The organism is Pseudomonas sp. KBS0710, assembly GCF_005938045.2.
Taxonomy (GTDB): domain Bacteria; phylum Pseudomonadota; class Gammaproteobacteria; order Pseudomonadales; family Pseudomonadaceae; genus Aquipseudomonas.
In genome coordinates, this window is sequence record NZ_VCCF02000001.1 from 1,521,920 (window position 1) to 1,546,571 (window position 24,652).

30 protein-coding genes are annotated in these 24,652 nt (G+C 58.7%); 17 read left to right on the top strand and 13 right to left on the bottom strand.

Annotation, left to right across the window (positions count from 1 at the left end; genetic code table 11):
- Window positions 1-14: 14 nt before the first annotated feature.
- The 4 genes from FFI16_RS07155 to FFI16_RS07170 all read right to left on the bottom strand — a co-directional run bounded on the left by FFI16_RS07155 (window position 15) and on the right by FFI16_RS07170 (window position 3,267).
- Window positions 15-1,415, bottom strand: a complete 1,401-nt coding sequence (locus FFI16_RS07155; RefSeq protein WP_138814690.1) for a heavy metal sensor histidine kinase — start codon at window positions 1,413-1,415, stop codon at window positions 15-17.
- Entirely contained in the window at window positions 1,412-2,083 is a 672-nt protein-coding gene (locus tag FFI16_RS07160) for a heavy metal response regulator transcription factor (RefSeq protein ID WP_016970977.1), read from the bottom strand. The genes FFI16_RS07155 and FFI16_RS07160 overlap by 4 nt, the downstream gene beginning before the upstream one ends.
- Before the next feature lie 42 nt (window positions 2,084-2,125).
- Window positions 2,126-2,386, bottom strand: a complete 261-nt coding sequence (locus tag FFI16_RS07165) for a DUF2790 domain-containing protein (protein WP_138814691.1) — start codon at window positions 2,384-2,386, stop codon at window positions 2,126-2,128.
- A gap of 110 nt (window positions 2,387-2,496) precedes the next feature.
- Window positions 2,497-3,267, bottom strand: a complete 771-nt coding sequence (locus FFI16_RS07170) for an alpha/beta fold hydrolase (RefSeq protein ID WP_138814692.1) — start codon at window positions 3,265-3,267, stop codon at window positions 2,497-2,499.
- A 221-nt stretch (window positions 3,268-3,488) separates the two neighbouring features.
- Here FFI16_RS07170 and FFI16_RS07175 point away from each other — a divergent pair, with 221 nt between their 5' ends.
- Window positions 3,489-4,166, top strand: a complete 678-nt coding sequence (locus tag FFI16_RS07175) for an HAD-IA family hydrolase (RefSeq protein ID WP_138814693.1) — start codon at window positions 3,489-3,491, stop codon at window positions 4,164-4,166.
- 19 nt (window positions 4,167-4,185) lie between these two features.
- Here FFI16_RS07175 and FFI16_RS07180 read toward each other — a convergent pair whose 3' ends face one another.
- From FFI16_RS07180 to csrA, 3 genes are all read right to left on the bottom strand, one after another.
- Complete coding sequence (locus tag FFI16_RS07180; RefSeq protein ID WP_138814694.1) at window positions 4,186-4,482, bottom strand: hypothetical protein; 297 nt, start codon at window positions 4,480-4,482, stop codon at window positions 4,186-4,188.
- A gap of 94 nt (window positions 4,483-4,576) precedes the next feature.
- Complete coding sequence (locus FFI16_RS07185; protein ID WP_138814695.1) at window positions 4,577-4,840, bottom strand: hypothetical protein; 264 nt, start codon at window positions 4,838-4,840, stop codon at window positions 4,577-4,579.
- A gap of 209 nt (window positions 4,841-5,049) precedes the next feature.
- Window positions 5,050-5,244 (bottom strand): carbon storage regulator CsrA, encoded by a 195-nt coding sequence (csrA, locus tag FFI16_RS07190; protein ID WP_003192511.1) that lies wholly within the window; start codon window positions 5,242-5,244, stop codon window positions 5,050-5,052.
- Window positions 5,245-5,506: 262 nt separating this feature from the next.
- On the opposite strand from csrA, the gene FFI16_RS07195 reads away from it, so the two are divergent.
- A complete protein-coding gene (locus FFI16_RS07195; protein WP_138815382.1) occupies window positions 5,507-5,872 on the top strand; it encodes an SPOR domain-containing protein in 366 nt (121 codons plus the stop codon).
- Between the two features lie 31 nt (window positions 5,873-5,903).
- Here the strand turns inward: FFI16_RS07195 and FFI16_RS07200 are convergent, their stop codons facing one another.
- The 3 genes from FFI16_RS07200 to FFI16_RS07210 all read right to left on the bottom strand — a co-directional run bounded on the left by FFI16_RS07200 (window position 5,904) and on the right by FFI16_RS07210 (window position 8,119).
- Window positions 5,904-6,593: an endonuclease gene (locus FFI16_RS07200; RefSeq protein ID WP_138814696.1), complete on the bottom strand. Its 690-nt coding sequence runs from the start codon at window positions 6,591-6,593 to the stop codon at window positions 5,904-5,906.
- 4 nt (window positions 6,594-6,597) lie between these two features.
- Window positions 6,598-6,846, bottom strand: coding sequence for a DUF1654 domain-containing protein (locus FFI16_RS07205; RefSeq protein ID WP_017138765.1), 249 nt, complete (start codon window positions 6,844-6,846; stop codon window positions 6,598-6,600).
- Between the two features lie 184 nt (window positions 6,847-7,030).
- Window positions 7,031-8,119 carry an asparaginase gene (locus tag FFI16_RS07210; protein ID WP_138814697.1) on the bottom strand — a complete coding sequence of 363 codons (1,089 nt, stop codon included), beginning with the start codon at window positions 8,117-8,119 and terminating at the stop codon, window positions 7,031-7,033.
- Window positions 8,120-8,594: 475 nt separating this feature from the next.
- Here FFI16_RS07210 and FFI16_RS07215 point away from each other — a divergent pair, with 475 nt between their 5' ends.
- The 7 genes from FFI16_RS07215 to FFI16_RS07245 are packed head-to-tail and all read left to right on the top strand — an operon-like array spanning window position 8,595 to window position 15,562.
- Window positions 8,595-9,554 carry a sugar ABC transporter substrate-binding protein gene (locus tag FFI16_RS07215; protein ID WP_138814698.1) on the top strand — a complete coding sequence of 320 codons (960 nt, stop codon included), beginning with the start codon at window positions 8,595-8,597 and terminating at the stop codon, window positions 9,552-9,554.
- A 57-nt stretch (window positions 9,555-9,611) separates the two neighbouring features.
- Window positions 9,612-11,165, top strand: a complete 1,554-nt coding sequence (locus tag FFI16_RS07220; RefSeq protein WP_065911833.1) for a sugar ABC transporter ATP-binding protein — start codon at window positions 9,612-9,614, stop codon at window positions 11,163-11,165.
- On the top strand, window positions 11,162-12,139 hold the full coding sequence (locus FFI16_RS07225) for an ABC transporter permease (protein WP_017138769.1): 978 nt from the start codon (window positions 11,162-11,164) through the stop codon (window positions 12,137-12,139). Before FFI16_RS07220 ends, FFI16_RS07225 begins: the two co-directional genes overlap by 4 nt.
- A 3-nt stretch (window positions 12,140-12,142) precedes the next feature.
- Window positions 12,143-13,165, top strand: coding sequence for a LacI family DNA-binding transcriptional regulator (locus tag FFI16_RS07230; protein ID WP_138814699.1), 1,023 nt, complete (start codon window positions 12,143-12,145; stop codon window positions 13,163-13,165).
- Window positions 13,166-13,188: 23 nt separating this feature from the next.
- On the top strand, window positions 13,189-14,106 hold the full coding sequence (gene rbsK, locus FFI16_RS07235) for a ribokinase (RefSeq protein WP_138814700.1): 918 nt from the start codon (window positions 13,189-13,191) through the stop codon (window positions 14,104-14,106).
- Complete coding sequence (gene rbsD / locus FFI16_RS07240; protein WP_017138772.1) at window positions 14,103-14,507, top strand: D-ribose pyranase; 405 nt, start codon at window positions 14,103-14,105, stop codon at window positions 14,505-14,507. The genes rbsK and rbsD overlap by 4 nt, the downstream gene beginning before the upstream one ends.
- 26 nt (window positions 14,508-14,533) lie before the next feature.
- Window positions 14,534-15,562 carry a nucleoside hydrolase gene (locus tag FFI16_RS07245; RefSeq protein ID WP_138814701.1) on the top strand — a complete coding sequence of 343 codons (1,029 nt, stop codon included), beginning with the start codon at window positions 14,534-14,536 and terminating at the stop codon, window positions 15,560-15,562.
- Between the two features lie 33 nt (window positions 15,563-15,595).
- On the opposite strand, the gene FFI16_RS07250 is transcribed toward FFI16_RS07245, so the two are convergent.
- Window positions 15,596-15,808: a hypothetical protein gene (locus tag FFI16_RS07250; RefSeq protein WP_138814702.1), complete on the bottom strand. Its 213-nt coding sequence runs from the start codon at window positions 15,806-15,808 to the stop codon at window positions 15,596-15,598.
- A gap of 172 nt (window positions 15,809-15,980) precedes the next feature.
- Here FFI16_RS07250 and FFI16_RS07255 point away from each other — a divergent pair, with 172 nt between their 5' ends.
- Window positions 15,981-16,289 carry a hypothetical protein gene (locus FFI16_RS07255; protein WP_138814703.1) on the top strand — a complete coding sequence of 103 codons (309 nt, stop codon included), beginning with the start codon at window positions 15,981-15,983 and terminating at the stop codon, window positions 16,287-16,289.
- A gap of 142 nt (window positions 16,290-16,431) precedes the next feature.
- A complete protein-coding gene (locus tag FFI16_RS07260; RefSeq protein ID WP_017138776.1) occupies window positions 16,432-16,752 on the top strand; it encodes an I78 family peptidase inhibitor in 321 nt (106 codons plus the stop codon).
- A gap of 73 nt (window positions 16,753-16,825) precedes the next feature.
- On the opposite strand, the gene FFI16_RS07265 is transcribed toward FFI16_RS07260, so the two are convergent.
- The gene (locus tag FFI16_RS07265) at window positions 16,826-17,038 is read right to left on the bottom strand and encodes a cold-shock protein (protein ID WP_003234260.1); all 213 of its coding nucleotides are present in this window, start codon (window positions 17,036-17,038) and stop codon (window positions 16,826-16,828) included.
- A 289-nt stretch (window positions 17,039-17,327) separates the two neighbouring features.
- Window positions 17,328-17,642, bottom strand: a complete 315-nt coding sequence (locus tag FFI16_RS07270) for a hypothetical protein (RefSeq protein WP_138814704.1) — start codon at window positions 17,640-17,642, stop codon at window positions 17,328-17,330.
- 366 nt (window positions 17,643-18,008) lie between these two features.
- On the opposite strand from FFI16_RS07270, the gene thrS reads away from it, so the two are divergent.
- From thrS to pheT, 6 genes are all read left to right on the top strand, one after another.
- Window positions 18,009-19,931, top strand: coding sequence for a threonine--tRNA ligase (gene thrS, locus FFI16_RS07275; RefSeq protein ID WP_138814705.1), 1,923 nt, complete (start codon window positions 18,009-18,011; stop codon window positions 19,929-19,931).
- Window positions 19,931-20,482, top strand: a complete 552-nt coding sequence (gene infC / locus FFI16_RS07280) for a translation initiation factor IF-3 (RefSeq protein ID WP_015884933.1) — start codon at window positions 19,931-19,933, stop codon at window positions 20,480-20,482. The genes thrS and infC overlap by 1 nt, the downstream gene beginning before the upstream one ends.
- A 59-nt stretch (window positions 20,483-20,541) precedes the next feature.
- Window positions 20,542-20,736 (top strand): 50S ribosomal protein L35, encoded by a 195-nt coding sequence (gene rpmI / locus FFI16_RS07285; protein ID WP_002553160.1) that lies wholly within the window; start codon window positions 20,542-20,544, stop codon window positions 20,734-20,736.
- Between the two features lie 27 nt (window positions 20,737-20,763).
- Window positions 20,764-21,120 carry a 50S ribosomal protein L20 gene (rplT, locus tag FFI16_RS07290; RefSeq protein WP_003174975.1) on the top strand — a complete coding sequence of 119 codons (357 nt, stop codon included), beginning with the start codon at window positions 20,764-20,766 and terminating at the stop codon, window positions 21,118-21,120.
- A 109-nt stretch (window positions 21,121-21,229) separates the two neighbouring features.
- A complete protein-coding gene (gene pheS / locus FFI16_RS07295; protein ID WP_003192486.1) occupies window positions 21,230-22,246 on the top strand; it encodes a phenylalanine--tRNA ligase subunit alpha in 1,017 nt (338 codons plus the stop codon).
- A 26-nt stretch (window positions 22,247-22,272) separates the two neighbouring features.
- The gene (gene pheT / locus FFI16_RS07300) at window positions 22,273-24,651 is read left to right on the top strand and encodes a phenylalanine--tRNA ligase subunit beta (RefSeq protein ID WP_138814706.1); all 2,379 of its coding nucleotides are present in this window, start codon (window positions 22,273-22,275) and stop codon (window positions 24,649-24,651) included.
- The last annotated feature ends 1 nt before the right edge of the window (window position 24,652 follow it).

Consider the following 24,652-nt stretch of genomic DNA (forward strand, 5'->3'; position numbering starts at 1 on the left):
CCGGCTCGCGGTGTTCAGTCTTCGCGGCTGGGAAAGAACAACTCAAAACAGGTTACTCCGGCCTCACTGCTGACACGGTAGCGACCGTTGTGCAGCTGCATGATGGTCGCCACAATCGACAGTCCCAGCCCGTTGGACTGGGCCGAGCGTTCCCGCGACTCATCCACCCGGTAAAAACGCTCGAACAGGCGCGGCAAATGCTCGGCGGGGATGGTCTGCCCGTGGTTACTGACGCGCAGGTTGATACCCTCGGCCTCTGGAATGGCCTGAATCAGCAACTGCGAACTGGGTGCTCCGTATTTGATGGCGTTTGCACATAAATTTGCCAAGGCGCGGCGCAACAGCATCGGTTCGGCCCAGATCAGGCCTTCGCCCTCGGCCAGAATGTGAATATCCACATCGCTCGCCAACCCTTCGAAGTAGTCCGCTATGCGTTCCACCTCATCCGCTGCACTCAGTTCCTGGCGTTGGCGCAATGCGCTGGACGGGTCGGTACGGGCGAGGAACAGCATGTTGTCGAGCATTCGCGCCAGGCGTTCGAGTTCTTCCACATTGGAGGCCAGCAGTTGCTGGTAGCTCTCCACATTTCGGCTCTGTTGCAGGGCGACCTGGGTTTCTCCCAGCAAGTTGTTGATCGGCGTGCGCAGTTCGTGGGCCATGTCGGTGGATACCTGGCCCAGTTGTACAAAGCCCTTGGCCAGCCGCTCAAGCATGGTGTTGAAGGCGTCGATCATCGGCAGCAGCTCTTTGGGCGCGCCGTGGCTGTCGAGGCGTTCGGCCAGGTTGCCCACGCCGATACCTTGGGTATGTACGGCCAGGCGTCGCAGCGGTACCAGCCCACGGTGCACCAGCAGGTAGCTGACGATGGCGAGAATAACCGCAGCGATGCTGGCGAGGATAAACACGCTCAAGCGATAGCTGGCGAGCATCGCCGTGCGTTCGGTCATCAGGCGCCCGGTGGTGACTTGCAGGCTGCCCAGGTCGCCCGAGTCGATGGACGCGGCCACCGTGGCGAAGGGCACGCCATTGACGCCGGGTAAATGGTGCACGTCGGCAAAGCCCAGTTCGCGGTTGGTGGGCACGGGCGGCACATCCGGCATTGCAATGCTGCCCGGGTTAACCAGCAGCAACGGCGTTTGCCCCGGTGCCGCGATGCTCAGCACTGACTCGCTGTTGCCCAGCATGTTCTGGAACAGCTCCGGCTTGGTCTTGATCAGGTCCAGGGTGTTGCTGTCGTTGAGCAGGTTGCGCAACTGGTCGGCGCGATAAATCAGCGCGGCGTCGTCACGCTTGATCAGTTCACGCTCAAGCTCGCGGTACAACGCAACGCCCAGAGTGGCGAGCAGGGCGAAGGCGAGCAGGGCGAAGATCAACGCCAGGCGCAGGGTCAGCGAATAATGGCGGCGAGGTTTCATGGCTGGGTGTCGAAGCGGTAGCCGATGCCCCGCACGCTGTGGATCAACTTGAGCTGGAACGGGTCGTCGATTTTCAGGCGCAGGCGCCGCACGGCGACGTCGACCACATTGGTGTCGCTGTCAAAGTTCATGTCCCAGACCCGCGAAGCAATCATCGAGCGTGACAGTACTTGGTCCTGGTGCGTGGCGAACAGGTGCAGCAGGGCGAATTCCTTGTTGGTCAAGGTTATACGCGTGCCTGCGCGGGTGACGCGGCGTTTGAGCACGTCGATCTGCAGGTCGGCAATCTGCAGTTGCTCTTCTTCGCGACTCGGGCCGCGACGCGTCAGGGTGCGCAAGCGTGCGACCAGCTCGGCGAAGGAGAACGGTTTGATCAGGTAATCGTCGGCGCCCAGTTCCAGGCCCTTGATGCGGTCGGCGATGTCATCGCGGGCGGTGAGAAACAGTACCGGCGTATCAGCCTCTTTGCGCAGGCGGCGCAGCACTTCCCAGCCGTCCATTTTTGGCATCATCACATCCAGCACGATCACGTCGAACGGCGTTTCCAGCGCCTGGTGCAAGCCGTCTACGCCGTCGCGGGCGAGGCTCACCGAGTAACCCAGTTCCTGCAGGCCATTGAGCAGGTAATTGCCGGCCTTGGGTTCGTCTTCGACTACGAGGATGTTCATGGGAAGTGCCCTGGTTCGTTGCGTTGCGCAAGTGTAGCCGGATCAATTGTCACTGGCGCAACCAATGCCTTGCACCTGGTAGTCCAGCACATGTTCGCGGTCCTGGGAGTCAAGGTATTTGAGTTGCGCCGGGACGATTCCACATTGCCCGTAGGTGTCGGTGCTCGACAGTACTTTGGCCACGTCCAGGTGTACGAAGAAGCCGGTCTTGTCGTGGATTACGTTAGTGTCGGGAGCGGTGTCGGCAGCGAACGCAGAACCGGTGGCAAGCAAAGCGGCAAAGCCCAGGATAAACAGTTTCATGGCAGTAGCTCTCTTTAAGGGTTGGCTGCCGGGGGTGGCAGTGAGTTCACAGTAACCAGGCACCCCAAACAGCCAACCAACAGGATGATGACAAGTTTGTAATGCGTGGCTTACGGCTGGCGGCCGGACGCTTCAAGGATCAGGTCGGTGATTTCCTTGGCGTGGGACACCAGCGACAAGTGGCTCGAAGGCAGTTCGATGGTGGTGGCGTTCATGCGCTTGGCCAGAAACCGCTCCAGGTCCGGGTTGATGGTCTGGTCATTGCTCGACACCGCGTACCACGACGGCTTGGTGTGCCAGGCGGCATTCACCGTGCGGCCGCTGAACAGGGTCTTGGCAATCGGCTGTTGTACGGCGAACAGCTCCAGGGCTTTGGCGCGCGGCACGTCAGCGGCGAAGTACTTGAGGAACGCGTCCTGGTTCAGGGTCAGGTAACCGTCGTGCTCGACGACACCGGCGCGCACCGGCGTGCTGGGGTACTTGGCAGACAGGGCGACGAAGTCTTCATTGGCGTCCGGTGCGCGGGCTGCCACATACACCAGCGAGCTGACTTTGGGGTTCGCCCCGGCGTCGCTGACCACGGTGCCGGCGTAGGAGTGGCCGACCAGCACGGTAGGGCCGTCCTGTTGATCCAGCACGCGGTTGGTGGCGGCGACGTCATCGGCCACTGAGGTCAGTGGGTTCTGTACGGCGGTTACATGCAGCCCGGCGGCCTGCAGGCGCGTGATCACCTCGGACCAGCTCGAGCCGTCAGCCCAGGAACCGTGCACCAGTACCACGTTGTTGGCTTTGACCGGCGCGACAGTGCCGGCCATGGCGGTGCCGGTACCCAGCATCAACAGGCTGGCGGCGATCAGGCAGAGTTTGCTAGCAGGTTTCATCGTGCGGCCCTTCATCATCAGTGGGAAGTTGTGCCACCCGGTGTGGGTGACTGACGACGCCACTGTATGAAGCGAGGGTGCTGACAAGACTTACAGGTTCATTACAAACCTGTAATCCAAACGCCAGGTCCGCCAGGTGCTACTGGCGTTTACAAGCGAGGAGGTGACCCGTAGATTGCATCGGGCCGATTATTCGTTACCGCCTATGAGGAAGCCACGCAGTGTCCATCCGAGGTCCAGCCGTATTTACTCAACGTTACCGCGCCTTCCTGTTCGATATGGACGGCACCCTGCTGAACTCCATCGCCGCCGCCGAGCGTGTATGGAGCATCTGGGCTGAACGCCACGGTCTGGAGGTGGCGGCATTCCTCGCCACTATTCATGGCGCACGGGCCATTGACACTATTACCCGTCAGGCGCTGCCAGGTGTGGATCCCGAAGTTGAAGCGCAGTGGATTACCGAAGCGGAAATCAACGATGTCGAGGGCGTGGTGGCGATTGCCGGTGCCGTCGAGTTTTTGAATGGCCTGCCTGGCGATCAGTGGGCACTGGTCACATCTGCGCCCAGGGAGCTGGCGTTACGTCGCCTGGCAGCGGCAGGTATTGAACCCCCAGCCGTGCTGGTGACCGCCGAGGACGTTGCCAGCGGCAAGCCGGATCCTGCCTGCTACGTGCTGGGCGCCCAGCGTCTGGGTGTGCCGGTGCAAGAGTGCCTGGTGTTCGAAGACGCTGCGGTGGGCATTCGCGCCGGGGAGGCGGCCGACGCGGATGTGCTGGTCGTCACCGCAACACACCTGACGCCCATCGTCACGGCGCATGCCAGCATTAATGACTATAAGCGGCTGAAGGTTGTGCGCGACGCAGAAGGCAAGTTGGGCTTGCAGCGTGTGGAGGGCTGAAACGAAAAAGCCGAGCCCGTTACCGGGCTCGGCTTTTTGCGCAGGAAGGGGCGGCGGGCGGTGCCTGTGGTCGGCCGCTCTTGATGCCCTGGCGCGAAAGCACCATTTCCCTGAGTATCTCATTGGCAAGCCGGGCAATCGCCTCGGCTCCCCGGTAGTGCGCACGCACGATGCCGGTAATCGCGAAGTGGTCGGTTTCCGGGCCGCTGAGGATGGCGGAAAGGGTACCGTCAGCATGCAACGTACAGGTAATCTCATAGCTGGGTAAGCGTGCCGCCAAAGCAGCTTCGATTTGGGACTTGCTGAGGGTGTCCATCGGCTTTAATGCCTTTGACTGACCGTGCAAGCCCAAGCATAGATCCTGGTGCAGGTCTGTAAATACCGGCGATCTGATAGCGGATTAGCGGCCATCAACGGGCAGTCTTCGGGTGCTCGCGTTGCTCGGCACGCTGGCATAATTTGCGCAAAATGGCTTTCTGGATAGGCTTCAGGCAGAACACGAACAGATAGCCGCACAAGAAGAGTGTCAGGTCCAGTGACGAGCGTTTACCGGGGTCACTGACTGTTTCAATCTCGAACTTCACGCCATATCCCAGCAACACGAAGGCCAGCCCTATCAGCAGGGCGATCCCCCAGGATTTGGACACAAGTGGCTGTTTTGCAGTTGGCCTCATCGACGTGCTCCTGAACGCACACAGATGGTAGGGTTATAGTCAGGAGGTTCGGCCACGAATTACGCAACAAGTTCCAGACGTCAAGACAGTTTCATCTTGGAGCGTAGCTGAAAGCATAAAGCAAGCCGGTCATGCGGGAAGCGCGAGCGGGCGGAAGGGTTTTCGCCAGCCATCACAGTGAACGAAAAGGCTGGCTACTGAGTGAAGCGTCAAGGAGTCTGGTTTTTGTCCGGAGCTGTCAGGCCAGCCTGAATGCGCTGGTAGATCTCCTCGCGATGCACGGCAACGTCCTTGGGTGCGTTGATGCCGATTCGTACTTGCTGGCCGCTGACGCCCAGGATGGTGATCGTAATGTCATCACCGATGTTTATGCTTTCACCAACTTTGCGGGTGAGTATCAGCATGGACTTCTCCTTGATTACTTTTAAGGACACATGTTTCAGACAGGGCAGGTGTCGGATGTGTGTAGCTTACTGCTAAGCGCTTCCCTGTGACTGCCTCTTTTAGGACGCATAGAGGCGACATTAATTCCCATGGCGGCATCATACAGGTCTGCGATACATCATTCGCATTGTTTAAGCCAACGTTTATGACGGCCAGAATAGACAGTGAATGATAAAGTTGCCTCTTTATCCTTAAAGGAGCAGGGCAGTGCGTAAAGTAGCGATGGCAATTGCGGTGTTGGCGTTGGCCGGTTGCGGTGAAGGTAAACCGGTTGACGCCCCCAAGGCCAAGCCTGCCGTGACCGAGAGCCAGCCACAACCCGGGGCGATTGCCGCTCAGGAATGGGACGTGTGGGTAGGCCCGCCGGGCCATAAGCTGCAAGCAATCACCGACCTGACGGCCTGGTTGCTTGAACATGGTTTCAACTTTTATATCGTCAAGACAGACGGCAAGGACGAGGTGTATCTCGGCCCGTTCGCGAGCAAGGCCGAGGCTGAAGCCAAGCAGGCGCTGCTGACCGAAAAGCTTGCACGTGCCAAGAAAAACGATACGGAATCAGAAGTTGTCGAGCACAAGGCTGCGCAATAACCCGCAGCGTGGGCGGCAACCCCGCCCACCCTCAACCGCAGGCCTTAAGGTTTACCGGGCCGACAAACTCGTTGCCGCGCCCCATCACACACGCCACGGTCTGGTTGCGCTGGCGCTCCCAGGGTTGCACCGGGTAGGTCTTGTTCCAGGCTTCATACAACTGGCGGTCCTGTTTTGACAGGCGCAAGCCGTATTGTTTGCTCATGTAAAAATACGTTCGAGCAATCATTCCGCGAATAGACGGGCGCGGCATGACTTTTTTGGCCTTGAAATCTACCTGGGTCAGGCATGAGCCGTACTGCCCACGTTGCGCCGGCAGCCAGCCAAAACTGAAGTTGTTACGGTCGCCATTGACCTCGCCGATGCTCGGCACCAGGTTGTGCAGGTCCGCCTCGGCGCGTTTGAACACATCATCATGACGCGTACAGTTTTTGCGCCCACCGGTTTGCCAGCACTGGCGTTGATGCCCGATTTGCCAGGCCGGAACGATATGTTCCCATTCGATGCGTGCGGCGCGGTTGGCGTTTTTACGCGGTACGTAACCGCAGGCTTTCAAATCCACGCGGTTACCGGTGTATTTACAGCCACAGTAGAACTCCGTGGATTGCGGGGCGTAGAGCTTCCAGGCGACTTTCTTGGCCTCGCTGAAGGTTCGAGGCGCTTGGGCGTGGGCTGTAACGGCAAAAAACAGGCAAAAAACAGCAATAAAACGGCCACTCATTGAATCAATCTTCCTTCGGCACAACCCAGAAAATCTGCACGCCGCCGTCATCCCGGTAGGCGAGGGTGACGTTGTCGTTCTCCGCAATCTCCTCCAGCAAGCGCGCCCATTCCTCCTCAGGCTCGTCCGGCAAGCGGAAGATCAAGGCGGCCTTGGCTTTCTGGGCATTGGTCGAATTGATGATTTTTTGCACGCGAACGGCAAGGCGTGCGTACGCGTCGGGGGTTGGCGCTGCGGAAGAGGACGTTGCCACGGAGTATTCCTTAGTGTGCTGTACGGGCATACAGTATTTAACTGTTACGATTTTCGCAACTGCTTAAAATTCAGGAGGTTTATCTGGCAGCGTTTTCAGCGAGGTTGCAGCGCGGGGAGTTGTATCGAGGTGCAAGAGGAGAAGTAGAGGCGGGTAAACCCGCCTCTACCCGTGTTACCGGGGATCAGTATTCCCAGAACATCCGTTGCAGCTCTTTGCTGTCCTGGGTCTTGGTCAGGGCAACCATCGCCAGAATCCGGGCTTTTTGTGGGTTCAGGTCATGTGCGGCGACCCAGTCGTACTTGTCGTCAGGCTGTTCGGCATTGCGCAGAACGAAACCGCCGGCATTCACGTGGGAAGAACGAATGATCTGCACGCCTTGCTTGCGCAGTTCCTGCAGGGCAGGCACCACCTTGGAAGACACCGAACCATTACCGGTACCGGCATGGATGATGGCTTTGGCGCCGGCCTGGGCCAGGGCTTTGACGGCGGTGTCGCTCACGTTGCCGTAACCGTAGGCGATTTCAACGTCCGGCAGGCTCTTGATGGTCTTGATGTCGAATTCCGAATCCATGGTGTGACGCTTGGCAGGCAAGCGGAACCAGTAGGATTTGCCTTCAACCACCATGCCCAGCGGGCCCCATGGGCTCTTGAACGCTTCGGTCTTGATGTTGATCATTTTGCTCACGTCGCGACCCGATTGGATCTCGTCGTTCATGGTCACCAGCACGCCCTTGCCGCGCGCGTCTTTGCTGCCGGCCACGGCCACGGCGTTGTACAGGTTGAGCATGCCGTCCGCCGACATGGCGGTGCCTGGGCGCATGGAACCGACCACCACGATTGGCTTGTCGGTTTTTTCCACCAGGTTGAGGAAGTAAGCGGTTTCTTCCAGGGTGTCGGTACCGTGGGTGATCACGATGCCGTCCACATCCTTGCTGTCGGCCAGTTCGGCAACACGGCGACCCAACTGCAGCAGGTTTTCGTTGTTGATGCTTTCGGACGCAATTTGCATGACTTGTTCGCCGCGTACGTTGGCGATCTGACTAAGCTCAGGTACGCCGGCGATCAGTTGTTCGATGCCGACTTTGGCTGCCTGGTAGGTGGCACTGTTGGCCGCACTGGCGCCGGCGCCAGCAATGGTGCCGCCGGTGGCGAGGATCACCACGTTGGACAGTTTGGTCTTGGTTTCAACTTCCTTTGCCTGGGCGGCAAGGGGGAACAGCAGCAGGAGGGCGAGGGCCCCAGGAACGAAGGTTTTCAGTGCAGATTTCATTATTTTTCTCTCTGGTTTTTGATGAGTGCTGGTGCAGATTCATCTAGAACACCCGGGCAGTTCTGAATGCCGCGAGGTGCTGAGAAAGAGCAGGATTTGTACCAAGCTGATTGTGTTGGTGGATATAAATTAACGTGTTGATTTAAAACAACTTACGTTGGTTTTTTGGATGGGTATGGGCAACGCTCGTCCGGCTTTCCGAACAGTGGGGCGGTATTGCGTTCGGTTGTCCGAAAATCATGATGGAATATGGGTCTGAACCTGTGTGACAGCAGTGTCACAGTCTGTCGTTTTAGAGAACGATCGGGTGAGGGCGATGTTTAACCGCTGCGAGGGCAGGTTGCTTTGATGAAAGACGTTTTTCAGCCGTTGACAAATCTCGACAAGGTTCTCATAGTTTGACCAACGCAAACGTTTGCGAGATGTTTCATAGTGCAAGCGTTGCTCACAATAATCATAAGATCGGAGTGAACCCATGAAGCTGCCATTTGCTGGACGTCTTCTTGCTGTCGCTGTGCTTGCTGCCGCATCCGCTGCTCTGCCCCTTTCCTCTGCTTTTGCCGATGACGCCGCCGCCAAACCCAAGGTCGGCCTGGTGATGAAGTCCCTCGCCAACGAATTCTTCGTGACCATGCAGGACGGCGCCAAGAAGTATCAAAAAGACCACGCCGCTGATTTCGACATGATCACCAACGGGATCAAGAACGAAACCGATACCAGCGCGCAGATCGATATCGTCAACCAGATGATCCTCGCCAAAGTGAACGCCATCGTGATTGCTCCGGCGGATTCCAAGGCACTGGTCACCGTGCTGAAAAAAGCCTCGGACAAAGGCATCAAGATCGTCAACATCGATAACCGCCTGGACGTGGATGTGCTGAAAAGCAAATCCCTGGATATTCCGTTCGTTGGCCCTGACAACCGCAAGGGCGCACGCCTGGTAGGTGAAGAACTGGCCAAGCACCTCACCAAGGGTGATGAGGTCGCCATCATCGAAGGTGTATCCACCACCACCAACGCCCAGCAACGTACCGCTGGCTTTAAGGATGCGATGGATGCCGCTGGCATGAAGATCGTTTCTACCCAGTCCGGTGAGTGGGAAATCGACAAGGGCAACTCGATTGCCGCTGCGATGCTCCAGGCAAACCCGAATATCAAGGCACTGCTGGCCGGTAACGACAACATGGCACTGGGCGCCGTCTCCGCCGTGCGTGGCGCAGGCAAGGCCGGCAAAGTACTGGTTGTAGGCTACGACAATATCGAAGCCATCAAGCCGATGCTGCAAGACGGCCGTGTACTTGCGACGGCCGACCAGGCTGCTGCCCAGCAAGCGGTATTCGGTATCCAGAATGCGCTGAAGCTGGTCAAGGGTGAAAAAGTTGATGCTGTTGACGGCATGATCGAAACCCCGGTCGAACTCGTCCTCAAGAAGTAATCCTGGCAGCACCCAACAGCGCCCGCTCGTCCTGAGCGGGCGCCTGGAGATTCCCCTATGTCATCTTCCGCCCCGAACGCTGTCCTCTCGGTCAGCGGTATCGGCAAGACCTATGCCCAACCGGTGCTGTCCGACATCACCCTGACGCTCAATCGCGGGGAAGTGCTGGCACTGACCGGTGAGAACGGCGCAGGTAAAAGCACCTTGTCGAAAATCATCGGCGGGCTGGTCACGCCGACCACCGGGCACATGCAGTTCAATGGCCAGGATTACCGTCCGGGCAGTCGCACCCAGGCTGAAGAGCTGGGCGTGCGCATGGTCATGCAGGAACTCAACCTGCTGCCGACCCTGACCGTGGCCGAAAACCTGTTCCTGGACAACCTGCCCAGGAACTGCGGCTGGATCAACCGCAAGCAACTGCGTAAAGCTGCGATCGAAGCCATGGCCCAGGTGGGCCTGGATGCGATCGACCCGGACACACTGGTTGGTACGCTGGGCATTGGTCATCAACAGATGGTCGAGATCGCCCGCAACCTGATCGGCGACTGCCATGTACTGATCCTCGACGAACCCACGGCCATGCTCACCGCCCGTGAAGTCGAGATGCTCTTTGAACAAATCACCCGTCTGCAGGCTCGGGGCGTGGCGATCATTTATATTTCACACCGCCTTGAAGAGCTCGCCCGTGTAGCCCAGCGCATTGCCGTGCTGCGCGACGGCAAACTGGTCTGCGTCGAGCCGATGGCCAACTACAACAGCGAGCAGTTGGTGACCTTGATGGTCGGCCGCGAGCTGGGTGAGCACATCGACCTGGGGCCGCGCACCATCGGCGGCCCGGCCCTGACGGTCAAAGGCTTGACCCGCTCGGACAAGGTTCGCGATGTGTCTTTTGAAGTACGTGCCGGCGAAATCTACGGCATTTCCGGCCTGATCGGCGCCGGCCGCACTGAACTGCTGCGTCTTATCTTTGGTGCCGACCTGGCCGACAGCGGCACTGTGGCCCTGGGTTCGCCAGCCCAGGTGGTGAGCATTCGCTCGCCGGTGGACGCAGTGGGCCATGGCATCGCGCTGATCACCGAAGACCGCAAGGGCGAAGGCTTGCTGCTGACCCAATCCATCAGCGCCAACATTGCGCTGGGCAATATGCCGGAAATCTCTGGCGGCGGCGTGGTGAACAGCCGCGACGAAACTGCCCTGGCCAAACGCCAGATCGATGCCATGCGCATCCGCAGCTCCAGCCCGGCGCAGTTGGTGTCCGAGTTGTCGGGCGGCAACCAGCAGAAGGTCGTGATTGGCCGCTGGCTGGAGCGCGACTGCGCGGTAATGCTGTTCGATGAGCCGACTCGCGGTATCGACGTCGGTGCCAAGTTTGACATTTATGCCTTGCTCGGCGAATTGACGCGCCAGGGCAAAGCGCTGGTGGTGGTATCGAGTGACCTGCGCGAACTGATGCTGATCTGCGATCGCATCGGTGTGCTGTCCGCCGGGCGCTTGATCGAGACCTTCGAGCGCGACAGCTGGACCCAGGACGAATTGCTCGCCGCCGCCTTTGCCGGCTATCAAAAACGTGACGCGCTGCTCAATGACGCAGTGCTTAGGGAAACCCCATGAAAACCACCTCTTCCCCGGGCAAAACCGGCGGCAACTTTTACGGCCTGGGCACCTACCTGGGGCTGGCCGGCGCCTTGCTCGCGATGATTGCGCTGTTCTCGGTGCTCAGCGACCACTTCCTGTCCTATGACACCTTCAGCACCCTGGCCAACCAGATCCCGGACCTGATGGTGTTGGCGGTGGGCATGACGTTCATCCTGATCATCGGCGGCATCGACCTGTCGGTGGGCTCGGTGCTGGCATTGGCCGCTTCAGCGGTCAGTGTGGCGATTCTGGGCTGGGGCTGGAGCGTTTTGCCGGCGGCGTTGCTGGGTATGGGCTGCGCGGCGTTGGCGGGGACCATCACCGGTTCGATCACGGTGGCCTGGCGCATCCCGTCGTTTATCGTGTCCCTTGGCGTGCTGGAAATGGCGCGCGGCGTGGCCTACCAGATGACGGGCTCGCGCACCGCCTATATCGGTGATTCTTATGCCTGGCTGTCGAACCCGGTGGCGTTCGGGATTTCGCCGTCGTTCATCATTGCCCTGTTGGTAATCATCGCCGCTCAGCTGGTGTTGACCCGTACCGTATTCGGCCGCTACCTGATCGGCATCGGCACCAACGAAGAGGCTGTGCGCCTGGCTGGTATCAACCCCAAGCCCTACAAGATCCTGGTGTTCAGCCTGATGGGCCTGTTGGCCGGCGTGGCGGCACTGTTTCAGATTTCCCGCCTGGAAGCAGCGGACCCGAATGCCGGCTCCGGCCTGGAGCTGCAGGTGATCGCTGCTGTGGTGATCGGCGGCACCAGCCTGATGGGTGGGCGTGGTTCGGTTATCAGCACCTTCTTCGGTGTGTTGATTATTTCGGTACTGGCCGCCGGCCTTGCGCAAATCGGTGCGACCGAACCGACCAAACGCATCATTACCGGCGCCGTGATCGTGATTGCCGTAGTCCTCGACACCTACCGCAGCCAGCGCGCCAGTCGGCGGGGCTGAACCATGGCAACGATCAAGGATGTGGCCGCGCTTGCAGGTATTTCCTACACCACCGTGTCCCATGTGGTGAACAAGACGCGGCCGGTCAGCGAGCCTGTGCGCATTAAGGTGGAAGCGGCGATCAAGCAGCTGGACTACGTGCCGAGCGCCGTCGCGCGCTCGCTCAAGGCCAAGACCACTGCGACCATCGGCCTGCTGGTGCCCAACAGCCTTAACCCGTATTTTGCCGAGCTGGCGCGGGGTATCGAGGATTACTGCGAGCGTAATGGCTATTGCGTGATCCTCTGCAACTCCGACGATAACGCCGAAAAGCAGCGCAGCTATTTGCGCGTGTTGCTGGAAAAACGTATCGACGGCCTGATCGTGACCTCGGTGGGCGGCGATGACAGTGGTCTTGCCGCAGGCTTGAGTGCGGTGCGCACGCCCATGGTGATTGTCGACCGCGCATTGGACGGCATTGATGTCGACCTGGTGCGCATCGACCACGAACAAGGCGCCTACCTGGCGACCCGGCATTTGCTGGAACTTGGCCACCGCGACATCGCCTGCATTGGCGGCCCCAGTCATACCCGCGTGGCGCAGATGCGTCTGGCCGGTTATCACCGTGCGCTGCGTGAAGCGGGCGTGGACGTGGCGGCCCATCGCACCCAGGAAAGCGATTTTACCAGCACCGGTGGTTATGCCGCGGCGGTACAACTGCTGTCGGAAAACCCGCCCAGCGCGATTTTCGCCAGTAACGATATGATTGGTTTCGGCGTGTTGCGTGCAGCAGCCGAACGCAACATCCGTGTGCCTGGCGAGCTGTCGGTGATTGGTTTTGACGATATTCAAATGGGCCGTTACGTGTACCCGGCGCTGACGACGGTCGGGCAGTCGATCGTGCAACTGGGCGAGACGGCGGCCGAGCTTTTACTGCGACGAATTGCAACACCCCAACTGCCGATCGATCAGCGCATCGTGACGCCGAGCATTGTTTTGCGTGAGTCGACGGCGCCGTTTGCCGGTGTGTTCGCCCAATACCGCTGAACCGAATTGATGAGTACTGATGTATGCCAGCAAAAGTAGTGGTAATAGGCAGCTTGAACATGGACCTGGTCACCCGCGCCAGTCGCTTGCCGCGCGCCGGTGAAACCTTGATCGGCCAGACGTTCTCCACCGTGCCGGGCGGCAAGGGCGCCAACCAGGCGGTGGCGTCCGCGCGCCTTGGCGCTGAGGTGGCGATGATCGGCTGTGTGGGCACGGATGCCTACGGCGCTCAATTGCGTGATGCGTTGCTGGTGGAGGGCATCGATTGCCAGGCCGTCAGCACCGTGGATGGCTCCAGCGGCGTGGCGTTGATTGTGGTGGATGACAGCAGCCAGAACGCGATCGTGATCGTGGCCGGCAGCAACGGTGAGCTCACGCCCGCGTCGTTGCAGGCAGCTGACGCAGTGGTGCAGGCAGCGGACGTCATTGTCTGCCAGTTGGAAGTGCCGATGGGCACGGTTGGCCATGCACTCAAGCGTGGTCGTGAATTGGGCAAGACCGTGATCCTCAACCCGGCACCGGCCAGTGGCCCGTTGCCGGAGGAGTGGTATGCCTCGATCGATTATTTGATCCCCAACGAAAGCGAAGCCAGCGCCCTGAGTGGCGTGACGGTCGACTCCCTCGACAGCGCCAAGGTGGCTGCGACGCAGCTGCTCAAGGCGGGTGCCGGCAAGGTCATCATCACCCTTGGCGCCCAGGGCGCGTTGTTTGCCGATGGCAAAGGCTTTGAGCATTTGCAGGCGCCCAAGGTCAAGGCGGTGGACACCACGGCTGCCGGTGACACCTTTGTCGGTGGCTTTGCCGCGGCGCTGGCCAATGGCAAAAGCGAAGCCGAAGCTATCCGCTTTGGCCAGGTCGCTGCCGCGCTCTCGGTCACGCGGGCCGGTGCGCAGCCCTCTATCCCTACGCTGCAGGACGTACAAGGTTTTATGCCCTCATGAAAAAGACGCCATTGCTCAATATTGCGCTGTCGCGCGTGATCGCATCCCTCGGCCATGGTGACATCCTGGTGATCGGTGATGCCGGCCTGCCAGTGCCGCCAGGCGTCGAGTTGATCGACCTGGCGCTGACCCAGGGCATTCCGGATTTCATCAGCACCTTGCGCATCGTGCTCAGTGAGATGCAGGTAGAAAGCCACGTGTTGGCCGAAGAAATCCTGCTCAAGCAGCCACCTGCGCTGACGCCACTCAATGTGTTGACCGAACAGGCCGCCTTGGGCGAGCGCCGTTTGGTCAGCCATGAAGAGTTCAAGCAGCTCAGCCGCAAGGCCCGCGCCGTGGTGCGCACAGGCGAGTGCCAGCCGTATTGCAATATCGCGCTGGTATCCGGCGTCACCTTCTAGAGTTTCCCTACGACAAGGAGTGTTTCATGCAACGTGGTCTCCCAACCCTGAAAAACCTGTTTAGGAGTGTCCTGCTTTTGTCCGCACTCACCGCAGCCAGCGCCCAAGCGGCGGAAAAAATCGACCTGATCATCGACACCGACCCGGGCGCCGATGACGTCGTGGCGTTGTTGTTTGCCATGGCGTCTCCGCAGGAGCTGAGCATTCGTGCGCTGACCACCGTGGCCGGTAACGTGCGCCTCGACAAGACCTCCCGTAACGCACGCCTGGCCCGCGAGTGGGCAGGGCGCGAGGACATTCCGGTGTACGCCGGCGCGCCAAAGCCGATGCTGCGCACGCCGATCTATGCGGAGAATATCCACGGCAAGGAAGGTATTTCCGGGGTCGCCGTGCATGAGCCGAAGAAAGGCCTGGCCGAAGGCAATGCCGTTGACTACCTGATCAAGACCCTGAGCACCGCCAAGCCTCACAGCATCACCATCGCCATGCTCGGCCCGCAGACTAACCTGGCATTGGCGTTGACCCAGGCGCCGGAGATCACCCAAGGCATCAAGGAAGTGGTGGTGATGGGCGGTGCGCATTTTAATGGCGGCAATATCACCCCGGTGGCTGAGTTCAACCTGTTCGCGGACCCGCTTGCGGCTGAAATCGTGCTCAAGAGCGGCGTCAAGCTGACTTACCTGCCGCTGGACGTGACCCACAAAGTGTTGACCAGTGATGCGCGTCTGAAACAGATTGCCGACATCAAGAACAATGCGAGCAAGGTGGTGGGCGATATTCTCAATGAATACGTCAAGGGCGACATGGAACACTACGGCATCCCGGGTGGCCCGGTGCATGACGCTACCGTGATTGCCTATCTGCTCAAGCCTTCCCTGTTCAGCGGGCGTGAAGTCAATGTGGTGATCGACAGCCGCGAAGGCCCAACCTTCGGCCAGACCGTTGTTGATTGGTATGACGGCCTCAAGCAACCGAAGAACGCATTCTGGGTCGAGAATGGCGACGCCCAGGGCTTCTTCGATCTGCTGACCGAGCGCCTGGCACGTCTGAAATAAAGCGTTTGCCGGTCGGCGCTCGCCGGCCGGGTCTTATTCGCGCTCGGGGTTATGGGCGCCCATATGATCGGCCGGGTATTTCTCGAATATCTGGCCGATGAAGGCCTGTGCGGCCTGAGTGCCGAGCTCCTTGACCAGCAGGTCGATTCCGATGATGGCCAGCTCCTCCGGGCTTCCGGGGCTGTAGGAGCTTTGTCCTTGAGGCCACTTGGCTTTGATGTCGGCTTGGAGGGATACGGTGCTCATGGTCGGGGCTCACGGGGCTGGAATGCTGGGCAGTGCGCTGGAACGCGGTTCTAACCGGGGCAGTTAACCATTTTTGCGTGGCGTATGGCAGTGCTACTTAGGCATGAGACGTTTCGGGATGAGGCCGTTGCTGTGCGACACTGTTGCCCCATTCAATTGCCGGGGACACCAGGTGCAGATCGATTTGAACAACCCCGAGAACCTCACGCTGGGCGCCGTGCGCCAGTTGCTCGCGAGTGCCAGTGACGACGAGCACACCCAGTTGCGGGTGACCAAGGGCGGGATCGCGTTTATTTCCTCCGGCAAGGCCGTAGGCGGTGTCGACATCGACGGCCTGCTGTTTCGCCTCGAGACCTGGGCCAAAGGTTCGGGTTATGTCGGTAACGTCGCGGCCAGCGATGAAGTCTGGGTGCGGCAGATTTTCAATGCACTCCAGGAGAACTGGCCAAAGCCACCGTTTGACTACATCGACATCTACTGAATTCGTTCATATCTGGTGACGATTGATCAAGCGAATGCTCGCCTTGAGTCAGGCAGACTTGCCCTTCGGCGATTTACGTCTTGAAACCAAACCGCCAGATCGCTGTCGCACGATCTCTGTCCATTTTTAAATAGGAGGCTTCATGCCTTGGAAGCTCGCATCATTCGGTACTTTGTTGGCAGCACTCGCGTTGGCGGGTTGCAGCACCCCGGGTGCCCCTGAGCCAGGTAAAGATGCCGCCGTTGCCGATGCAGGTCACACTCGCTGCGAATCGAAAGCCGCCGAATTCGCCATCGGCCAGAAAGCCTCGCCTCAATTGCTGGAGCAGGCGCGTACCCGTGCTGGCGCGCAGAACGCACGCATCCTCAAGCCTAACGACATGATCACCCTGGAATACCGCTCCGACCGCCTGAACCTGAACACCGACGACAACCTGGTGATTACACGGGTCAACTGCGGCTGACAGCCTCGCGGCTTTTGCCGCGCCCATAAAAAACCCCGTCACATGGACGGGGTTTTTTTAGCTCAGCGGAGAGTTACTCGCCGCGAACCTGTGCAGCTTGCATACCCTTTTGGCCTTTCTCAGCCACGAAGGAAACGGTTTGGCCTTCTTTCAGGCTTTTGAAACCGTCGCTTTCGATAGCTTTGAAGTGTACGAACAGGTCGTCACCGCCACCTTGAGGAGTGATGAAGCCGAAGCCTTTTTCATCGTTGAACCATTTAACGGTGCCGGTTTGGCGATTAGACATGGTGTATCTCCAAGAAACATATATTTTCAGTAGTGCTGTGCTGCTCAGGCCAACTGGGCACACCGGGGTATCATAGTCGAAATGTTCGGCTTGTAAGCCCCCCCAAGGCATTGTTTGCTAATCAATAGCGTTGCGTTTAGTGCCTTGTTCGGCTGAAAGCCCCGATCTACGGGGCCTTGCTGCGAAATATCAGCTGTTAAAAAAAGCCGTAAAAGCTGCGTAATTTGTGCGAAATGGCAGTTTTGAGGCTGTTTTTTCAGCCAAATGGCCGTCTGATCAGTGGTCTTTCTTACTTTTTCTTCACGACTTTGCAGGACGAAATAGCTGCAACAGCTTTGTTTTTCAGTGCCTGGCTGGCGTTCGGGTTGGTCATCAGTTCTTTAATTTCTGCGGTGGTCAATTCGGCATTGAGCTTGTCAGCGCCACATTCGCAATGTTCTTTTGCGGTTTTGGTATCAACGCTCTGCTGGGCTGATGAACTGCAATCTGCGATAAAGCTGTCGCGCGCACCGGCTGGCCAGTTCGAAGGGGCAGCGGCGTGCGCGCCAAAGGAAAGGAGGGTCAGGGAAGCGGCGAGAGCGAGGGTCGAGGTAAAGCGCATCATGAAGTGCTCCTTTGATTCGTGGACAAACAGCGATTCTCAGCGGGTTTGAGGGCTTTCGTACAGCCCAAGTTCACTTTTGCAGGCATCAAACGCGGGAATTTATGTTTCATCAGGCGGGGCAGGCGCGATGACCGTTCATCTGTGCTAGCATCACCCGCTTGGCTATTTCCAGGCGCGCCCATTGCCGCCTTGCCATGTTTTTTTGAGTTCACTCCAGTCACTCTGGTTCGATTATCGGTTGGCCGAAAGGCTCCTGCCGCTGTAAGGCAGGCGTTCATCACTGAACGGCCTGGTGTTGGATCTTGTACTGGCTCATCCCAACCCACGTGACCTTTGGTAGGGGTCACCACTAGGAGAGGAGGCGCCATGCCAACTATTACTCTTCCCGACGGCAGTCAACGTTCATTCGATCATTCGGTTTCCGTAGCCGAGGTCGCCGCATCCATTGGTGCAGGTCTTGCCAAGGCTACTGTAGCCGGCAAGGTCGACGGCAAGCTGGTGGATGCCAGCGACCTGATCACCAATGATGCCAGCCTGCAAATCATCACGCCCAAGGATCAAGAGGGGCTGGAGATCATTCGCCACTCTTGCGCGCACCTGATTGGCCATGCGGTCAAGCAGCTGTACCCAACGGCAAAAATGGTGATTGGCCCCGTCATTGACGAAGGCTTCTATTACGATATCGCCTATGAGCGTCCCTTCACTCCGGACGACCTGGCTGCTATCGAAACGCGCATGCACGCGCTGATCGAAAAAGATTACGACGTGATCAAGAAAGTCACGCCGCGCGCCGAAGTGATCGACGTGTTCACCGCCCGTGGCGAAGACTACAAGCTGCGTCTGGTGGAAGACATGCCGGATGAACAGGCCATGGGCCTGTATTACCACGAAGAATATGTCGACATGTGCCGTGGCCCGCACGTGCCGAACACGCGCTTCCTCAAGTCGTTCAAGCTGACCAAGCTGTCGGGTGCCTACTGGCGCGGCGACGCGAAGAACGAGCAATTGCAGCGGATCTACGGCACGGCCTGGGCTGACAAGAAGCAGTTGGCAGCCTACATCCAACGCATCGAAGAAGCTGAAAAACGCGACCACCGCAAGATCGGCAAGCGCCTGAACCTGTTCCACCTTCAGGAAGAAGCGCCGGGCATGGTGTTCTGGCACCCGAACGGCTGGACCCTGTACCAGGTGCTCGAGCAGTACATGCGCAAGGTTCAGCGTGACAACGGCTACCTGGAGATCAAGACGCCTCAGGTTGTTGACCGCAGCCTGTGGGAGAAATCCGGGCACTGGGCCAACTACGCCGACAACATGTTCACCACTCAGTCGGAAAACCGCGACTACGCCATCAAGCCGATGAACTGCCCATGCCACGTGCAGGTGTTCAACCAGGGCCTGAAGAGCTACCGCGAGTTGCCGATGCGCCTGGCCGAGTTCGGTGCCTGCCACCGTAACGAGCCATCGGGTGCGCTGCACGGCATCATGCGCGTGCGCGGCTTCACGCAGGATGACGCCCACATCTTCTGCACCGAAGAGCAGATGCAGGCCGAATCCGCCGCGTTCATCAAGCTGACCATGGACGTTTATCGCGATTTCGGCTTCACCGAAGTCGAAATGAAGCTGTCCACTCGTCCGGAAAAACGCGTAGGTTCAGATGAGTTGTGGGATCGCGCCGAATCAGCACTGGCCGCTGCGCTAGACAGCGCGGGCCTTGCGTACGATCTGCAGCCGGGTGAGGGCGCCTTCTACGGTCCGAAGATCGAGTTCTCGCTGAAAGATTGCCTTGGTCGCGTCTGGCAGTGTGGTACCCTGCAGCTCGATTTTAACCTGCCGATCCGTTTGGGAGCCGAATACGTCTCCGAAGATAACAGCCGTAAGCACCCGGTTATGCTGCACCGGGCGATCCTCGGTTCGTTCGAACGGTTCGTCGGTATCCTGATCGAGCACTACGAGGGTGCATTCCCTGCGTGGCTGGCTCCGACCCAGGCAGTGATCATGAATATCACTGATAAACAGGCCGATTTTGCCGCTGAAGTTGAAAAAACTCTCAACGAAAGCGGATTTCGTGCCAAGTCCGACTTGAGAAATGAAAAGATCGGCTTTAAAATCCGCGAGCATACTTTGCTCAAGGTTCCCTATCTTTTGGTTATCGGAGATCGGGAAGTCGAGATGCAGACTGTCGCTGTGCGTACTCGTGAAGGTGCTGACCTGGGCTCGATGCCCGTCGCCCAGTTCGCTGAGTTCCTCGCGCAAGCGGTTTCCCGGCGTGGTCGCCCAGATTCGGAGTAATTATTATTAAGCGTGAAATGAGACAAGATAAACGAGCTGCACCGAAAGCCCCGATCAACGAGAATATCTCGGCACGCGAGGTTCGGTTAATTGGCGCTGACGGCGAGCAGATTGGCATCGTCTCGATTGATGAAGCGCTTCGTATTGCTGAAGAGTCCAAATTGGACCTGGTGGAAATCTCCGCCGATGCAATCCCACCTGTTTGTCGGGTGATGGACTACGGCAAATCGATCTTCGAGAAGAAGAAACAGGTTGCCGCAGCGAAGAAGAACCAGAAGCAGATTCAAGTAAAAGAAATCAAGTTTCGTCCAGGGACGGAGGAAGGGGATTACCAGGTAAAACTGCGCAACCTGGTACGTTTCCTGAGTGATGGGGACAGGGCCAAGGTATCCTTGCGATTCCGCGGCCGTGAGATGGCGCACCAGGAGCTGGGGATGGAACTCCTCAAGCGGGTTGAAGCTGACCTGCTCGAGTACGGTTCGGTCGAACAGCATCCTAAGATGGAAGGACGCCAGCTTATTATGGTCATCGCCCCGAAAAAGAAGAAGTAATCAACAGGGCACGGCAGGCCTTCTGATTATGTTTATCAACTGAATGCGGAGTACCGAACATGCCAAAGATGAAAACTAAAAGTGGTGCTGCTAAGCGGTTTCTGAAAACTGCTAACGGTATCAAGCACAAGCACGCTTTCAAGAGCCACATTCTGACCAAAATGTCGACCAAGCGTAAGCGTCAACTGCGCGGTAGCAGCTTGCTGCATCCGTCTGACGTGGCAAAAGTCGAGCGCATGCTGCGCCTTCGTTAATTTTAGTCAAGAATAGAGGAATAACTCATGGCTCGTGTAAAGCGTGGCGTCATTGCCCGTAAACGTCACAAAAAAATTCTGAAACTTGCTAAAGGCTACTACGGCGCGCGTTCACGCGTATTCCGTGTTGCCAAGCAAGCGGTAATCAAGGCAGGCCAATACGCCTACCGCGACCGTCGTCAGAAAAAACGTCAGTTCCGCGCTCTGTGGATCGCTCGTATCAACGCTGGTGCACGTGTTAACGGTCTGTCCTACAGCCGTTTCATCGCTGGCCTGAAAAAAGCGTCCATCGAAATCGACCGTAAGGTTCTGGCTGAACTGGCCGTGAACGAAAAAGCGGTGTTTGCTGCGATTGTCGAGAAAGCTAAAGCCACCTTGGCTTAAGTACCCCCGACAGTCACCCTGGGTTGCTCCTGTAGCCCAGGGTGGTAAACGTCATAAATAGGGGAAGAGCCTTCAAGCTCTTCCCCTATTTTGTATCTGGAGTCTGTACATGGAAAACCTGGACGCGCTCGTTGCCCAAGCTCTTGAGGCTGTGCAAAGCGCTGAAGATGTAAATGCCCTGGAGCAAATCCGGGTTCACTACCTTGGCAAAAAAGGTGAATTGACTCAGGTGATGAAGACCCTGGGGAATTTGCCGGCTGAAGAGCGCCCGCAAGTCGGCGCGCTGATCAACGTCGCCAAGGAGCGTGTCACAGAGGTGCTTAATGCGCGCAAGGCGTCGCTCGAGGAGGCCGATCTTGCGGCCAAGCTCGCCGCCGAGTCCATTGATGTAACCTTGCCTGGCCGTGGCCAGGCCTCGGGCGGCCTGCATCCGATCACCCGGACTCTGGAACGTATCGAGCAGTTCTTTACCCACATCGGCTACGGCATTGCCGAAGGCCCTGAGGTTGAAGACGACTATCACAACTTCGAGGCGCTCAACATCCCAGGCCATCACCCGGCCCGGTCGATGCACGACACCTTCTATTTCAACGCGAACATGCTGTTGCGCACCCATACCTCGCCGGTACAGGTCCGCACCATGGAAGCGAACAAGCCGCCGATCCGCATCGTCTGCCCAGGCCGTGTATATCGCAGCGACTCGGATATCACCCACTCGCCGATGTTCCACCAGGTCGAAGGCCTGCTGGTAGATCGCGATATCAATTTCGCCGACCTCAAAGGCACCATCGAAGAGTTCCTGCGAGTGTTCTTCGAGAAGGAGCTGGCGGTGCGTTTCCGTCCATCGTTCTTCCCGTTCACCGAGCCATCCGCTGAAGTCGACATGGAATGCGTGATGTGCAGCGGCAAAGGCTGCCGCGTTTGCAAGCAGACCGGCTGGCTGGAAGTGATGGGCTGCGGCATGGTTCATCCTAATGTGCTGCGCATGTCCGGGATCGACCCGGAAGAGTTTTCGGGCTTTGCCTTCGGCATGGGCGTTGAGCGCCTGGCCATGCTGCGTTACGGCGTGAACGACTTGCGTCTGTTCTTCGACAACGACTTGCGGTTCCTCGCGCAATTTCGCTAGTCGTAACGAATCTTTAGGAGAGCAGGATGAAATTCAGTGAACAATGGCTGCGTGGCTGGGTAAGCCCGCAGGTAGATCGCGACGAGCTGGTTGCTCGTCTGTCGATGGCCGGCCTTGAGGTCGATAGCGTCACGCCGGCCGCCGGTGTTTTCACCGGCGTGGTGGTGGGCGAGGTGCTGAGCACCGAGCAGCACCCCGATGCCGACAAATTGCGTGTGTGCCAAGTCAGTAACGGCACGGAAACTTTCCAAGTCGTGTGCGGAGCGCCTAACGTGCGCCCGGGCCTGAAGATCCCGTTTGCCATGATCGGCGCCGAACTGCCGGGCGACTTCAAGATCAAGAAAGCCAAGCTGCGTGGCGTTGAGTCCAACGGCATGCTGTGCTCCCAGGCTGAACTGCAAGTCGGCGAAGGCAATGATGGCCTGATGGAACTGCCGGCCGACGCGCCAGTGGGCCAGGACATTCGCGTTTACCTGGAGCTGGAAGACGCCAGCATTGAGGTCGACCTGACCCCAAACCGGGGTGATTGCCTGTCCCTCGCTGGCCTGGCCCGTGAAGTGGGCGCGCTGTACAACGCCCCGGTCAGCCGTCCGGTGGTGGCTGCAGTCGCTGCAGTGCATGACGAAGTGCGTCCGATTGAAGTTCTGGCGCCAAACGCCTGCCCACGCTACCTCGGTCGTGTGATTCGTAACGTCGACCTGTCCAAGCCAACCCCGCTGTGGATGGTCGAGCGCCTGCGTCGCGCCGACGTGCGCAGCATCGACGCCGCCGTGGACATCACCAACTACGTGATGCTGGAGCTGGGCCAACCGCTGCACGCCTTCGATCTCGCCGAAATCAATGGCGGCATTCGCGTGCGCATGGCCGAAGAAGGCGAGAAACTGGTATTGCTCGACGGCCAGGAAGTCAGTCTGCGCGCCGATACCCTGGTAATTGCCGACCATTCCCGCGCCCTGGCGATTGCCGGCGTGATGGGTGGCGAACACAGCGGCGTGTCCGAAACCACCCGCGATATTTTCCTCGAGAGTGCGTTCTTCGATCAGATCGCCATCGCTGGCAAGGCCCGTTCCTATGGCCTGCACACCGATGCTTCGCATCGCTACGAGCGTGGCGTGGACTGGAAACTGGCCCGTGAAGCCATGGAGCGCGCCACTGGCCTGCTGCTGGAAATCACCGGTGGCGAAGCCGGCCCGATCACCGAAACCGTCAACGAGCAGTTCCTGCCGTCGATTGCACCGATCACCCTGCGCGCCAAAAGCGTTGAGCAGATGCTTGGCCTGGTGATTGAACCTGCGCAAATCGAGCAACTGCTGTCCGCACTCGGCCTGGATATTTCCGCCGGTGGGGAAGGGCAGTGGCACGTTGAAGTGCCAAGCCATCGCTTCGACATTAGCCTGGAAGTCGACCTGATCGAAGAACTGGCTCGCCTGTATGGTTACAACCGCCTGCCGGTTCGTTACCCGCAAGCGCGTCTGGCGCCGCAACCCAAGGCCGAAGCGCGTGCGCACCTGCCAGAGTTGCGTCGCCTGCTGGTTGCCCGTGGCTACCAGGAAGCGGTGACTTATAGCTTCATCGATCCAAAGCAATTTGAGCTGTTCAACCCAGGTGTTGAGCCGTTGCTGCTGGCCAACCCGATCTCCAATGACATGGCTGCCATGCGTTCGTCGCTGTGGCCGGGTCTGGTCAAGGCACTGTCCCATAACCTGAACCGTCAGCAGGACCGCGTGCGCATGTTCGAAAGCGGCCTGCGTTTTGTTGGCCAACTCGACGGCCTCAAGCAAGAGCCGATGCTCGCGGGTGTTGTCTGCGGTAGCCGCCTGCCCGAAGGCTGGGCACAAGGCCGCGATGGCGTGGACTTCTTCGACGTTAAAGCCGATGTGGAAGCCGTATTGGGCTTTGCTGGCGCACTGAATGACTTCACCTTCGTGCCGGGCAGCCACCCAGCACTGCACCCGGGCCAGACTGCACGTATCGAGCGCGAAGGGCGCTTGGTAGGTTTCGTCGGTGCCATCCACCCGGAGCTGTCGAAAACCCTCGGTCTGGACCGTCCGGTGTTCGTTTTTGAGCTGGTCCTGGCTGAAGTTGCGTCGGGCAAGATGCCTAAATTCAGCGAGTTGTCACGCTTCCCTGAAGTGCGTCGTGACCTCGCGCTGATCGCCGACCGTGAAGTGGCCGCCACTGCCGTTCTGGACGTAATCCGTGAAAATGCAGGGGAATGGCTGACAGACCTCAGGCTATTTGACGTCTATCAGGGTAAAGGCATTGATCCGCATAGAAAAAGCCTTGCAGTTGGCTTGACCTGGCAGCATCCATCGCGCACTCTTAATGACGATGAGGTGAATACCACGACACAAAATATCCTCACCTCGCTCGAACAAAGGTTGAACGCCACGTTAAGGAAGTGAC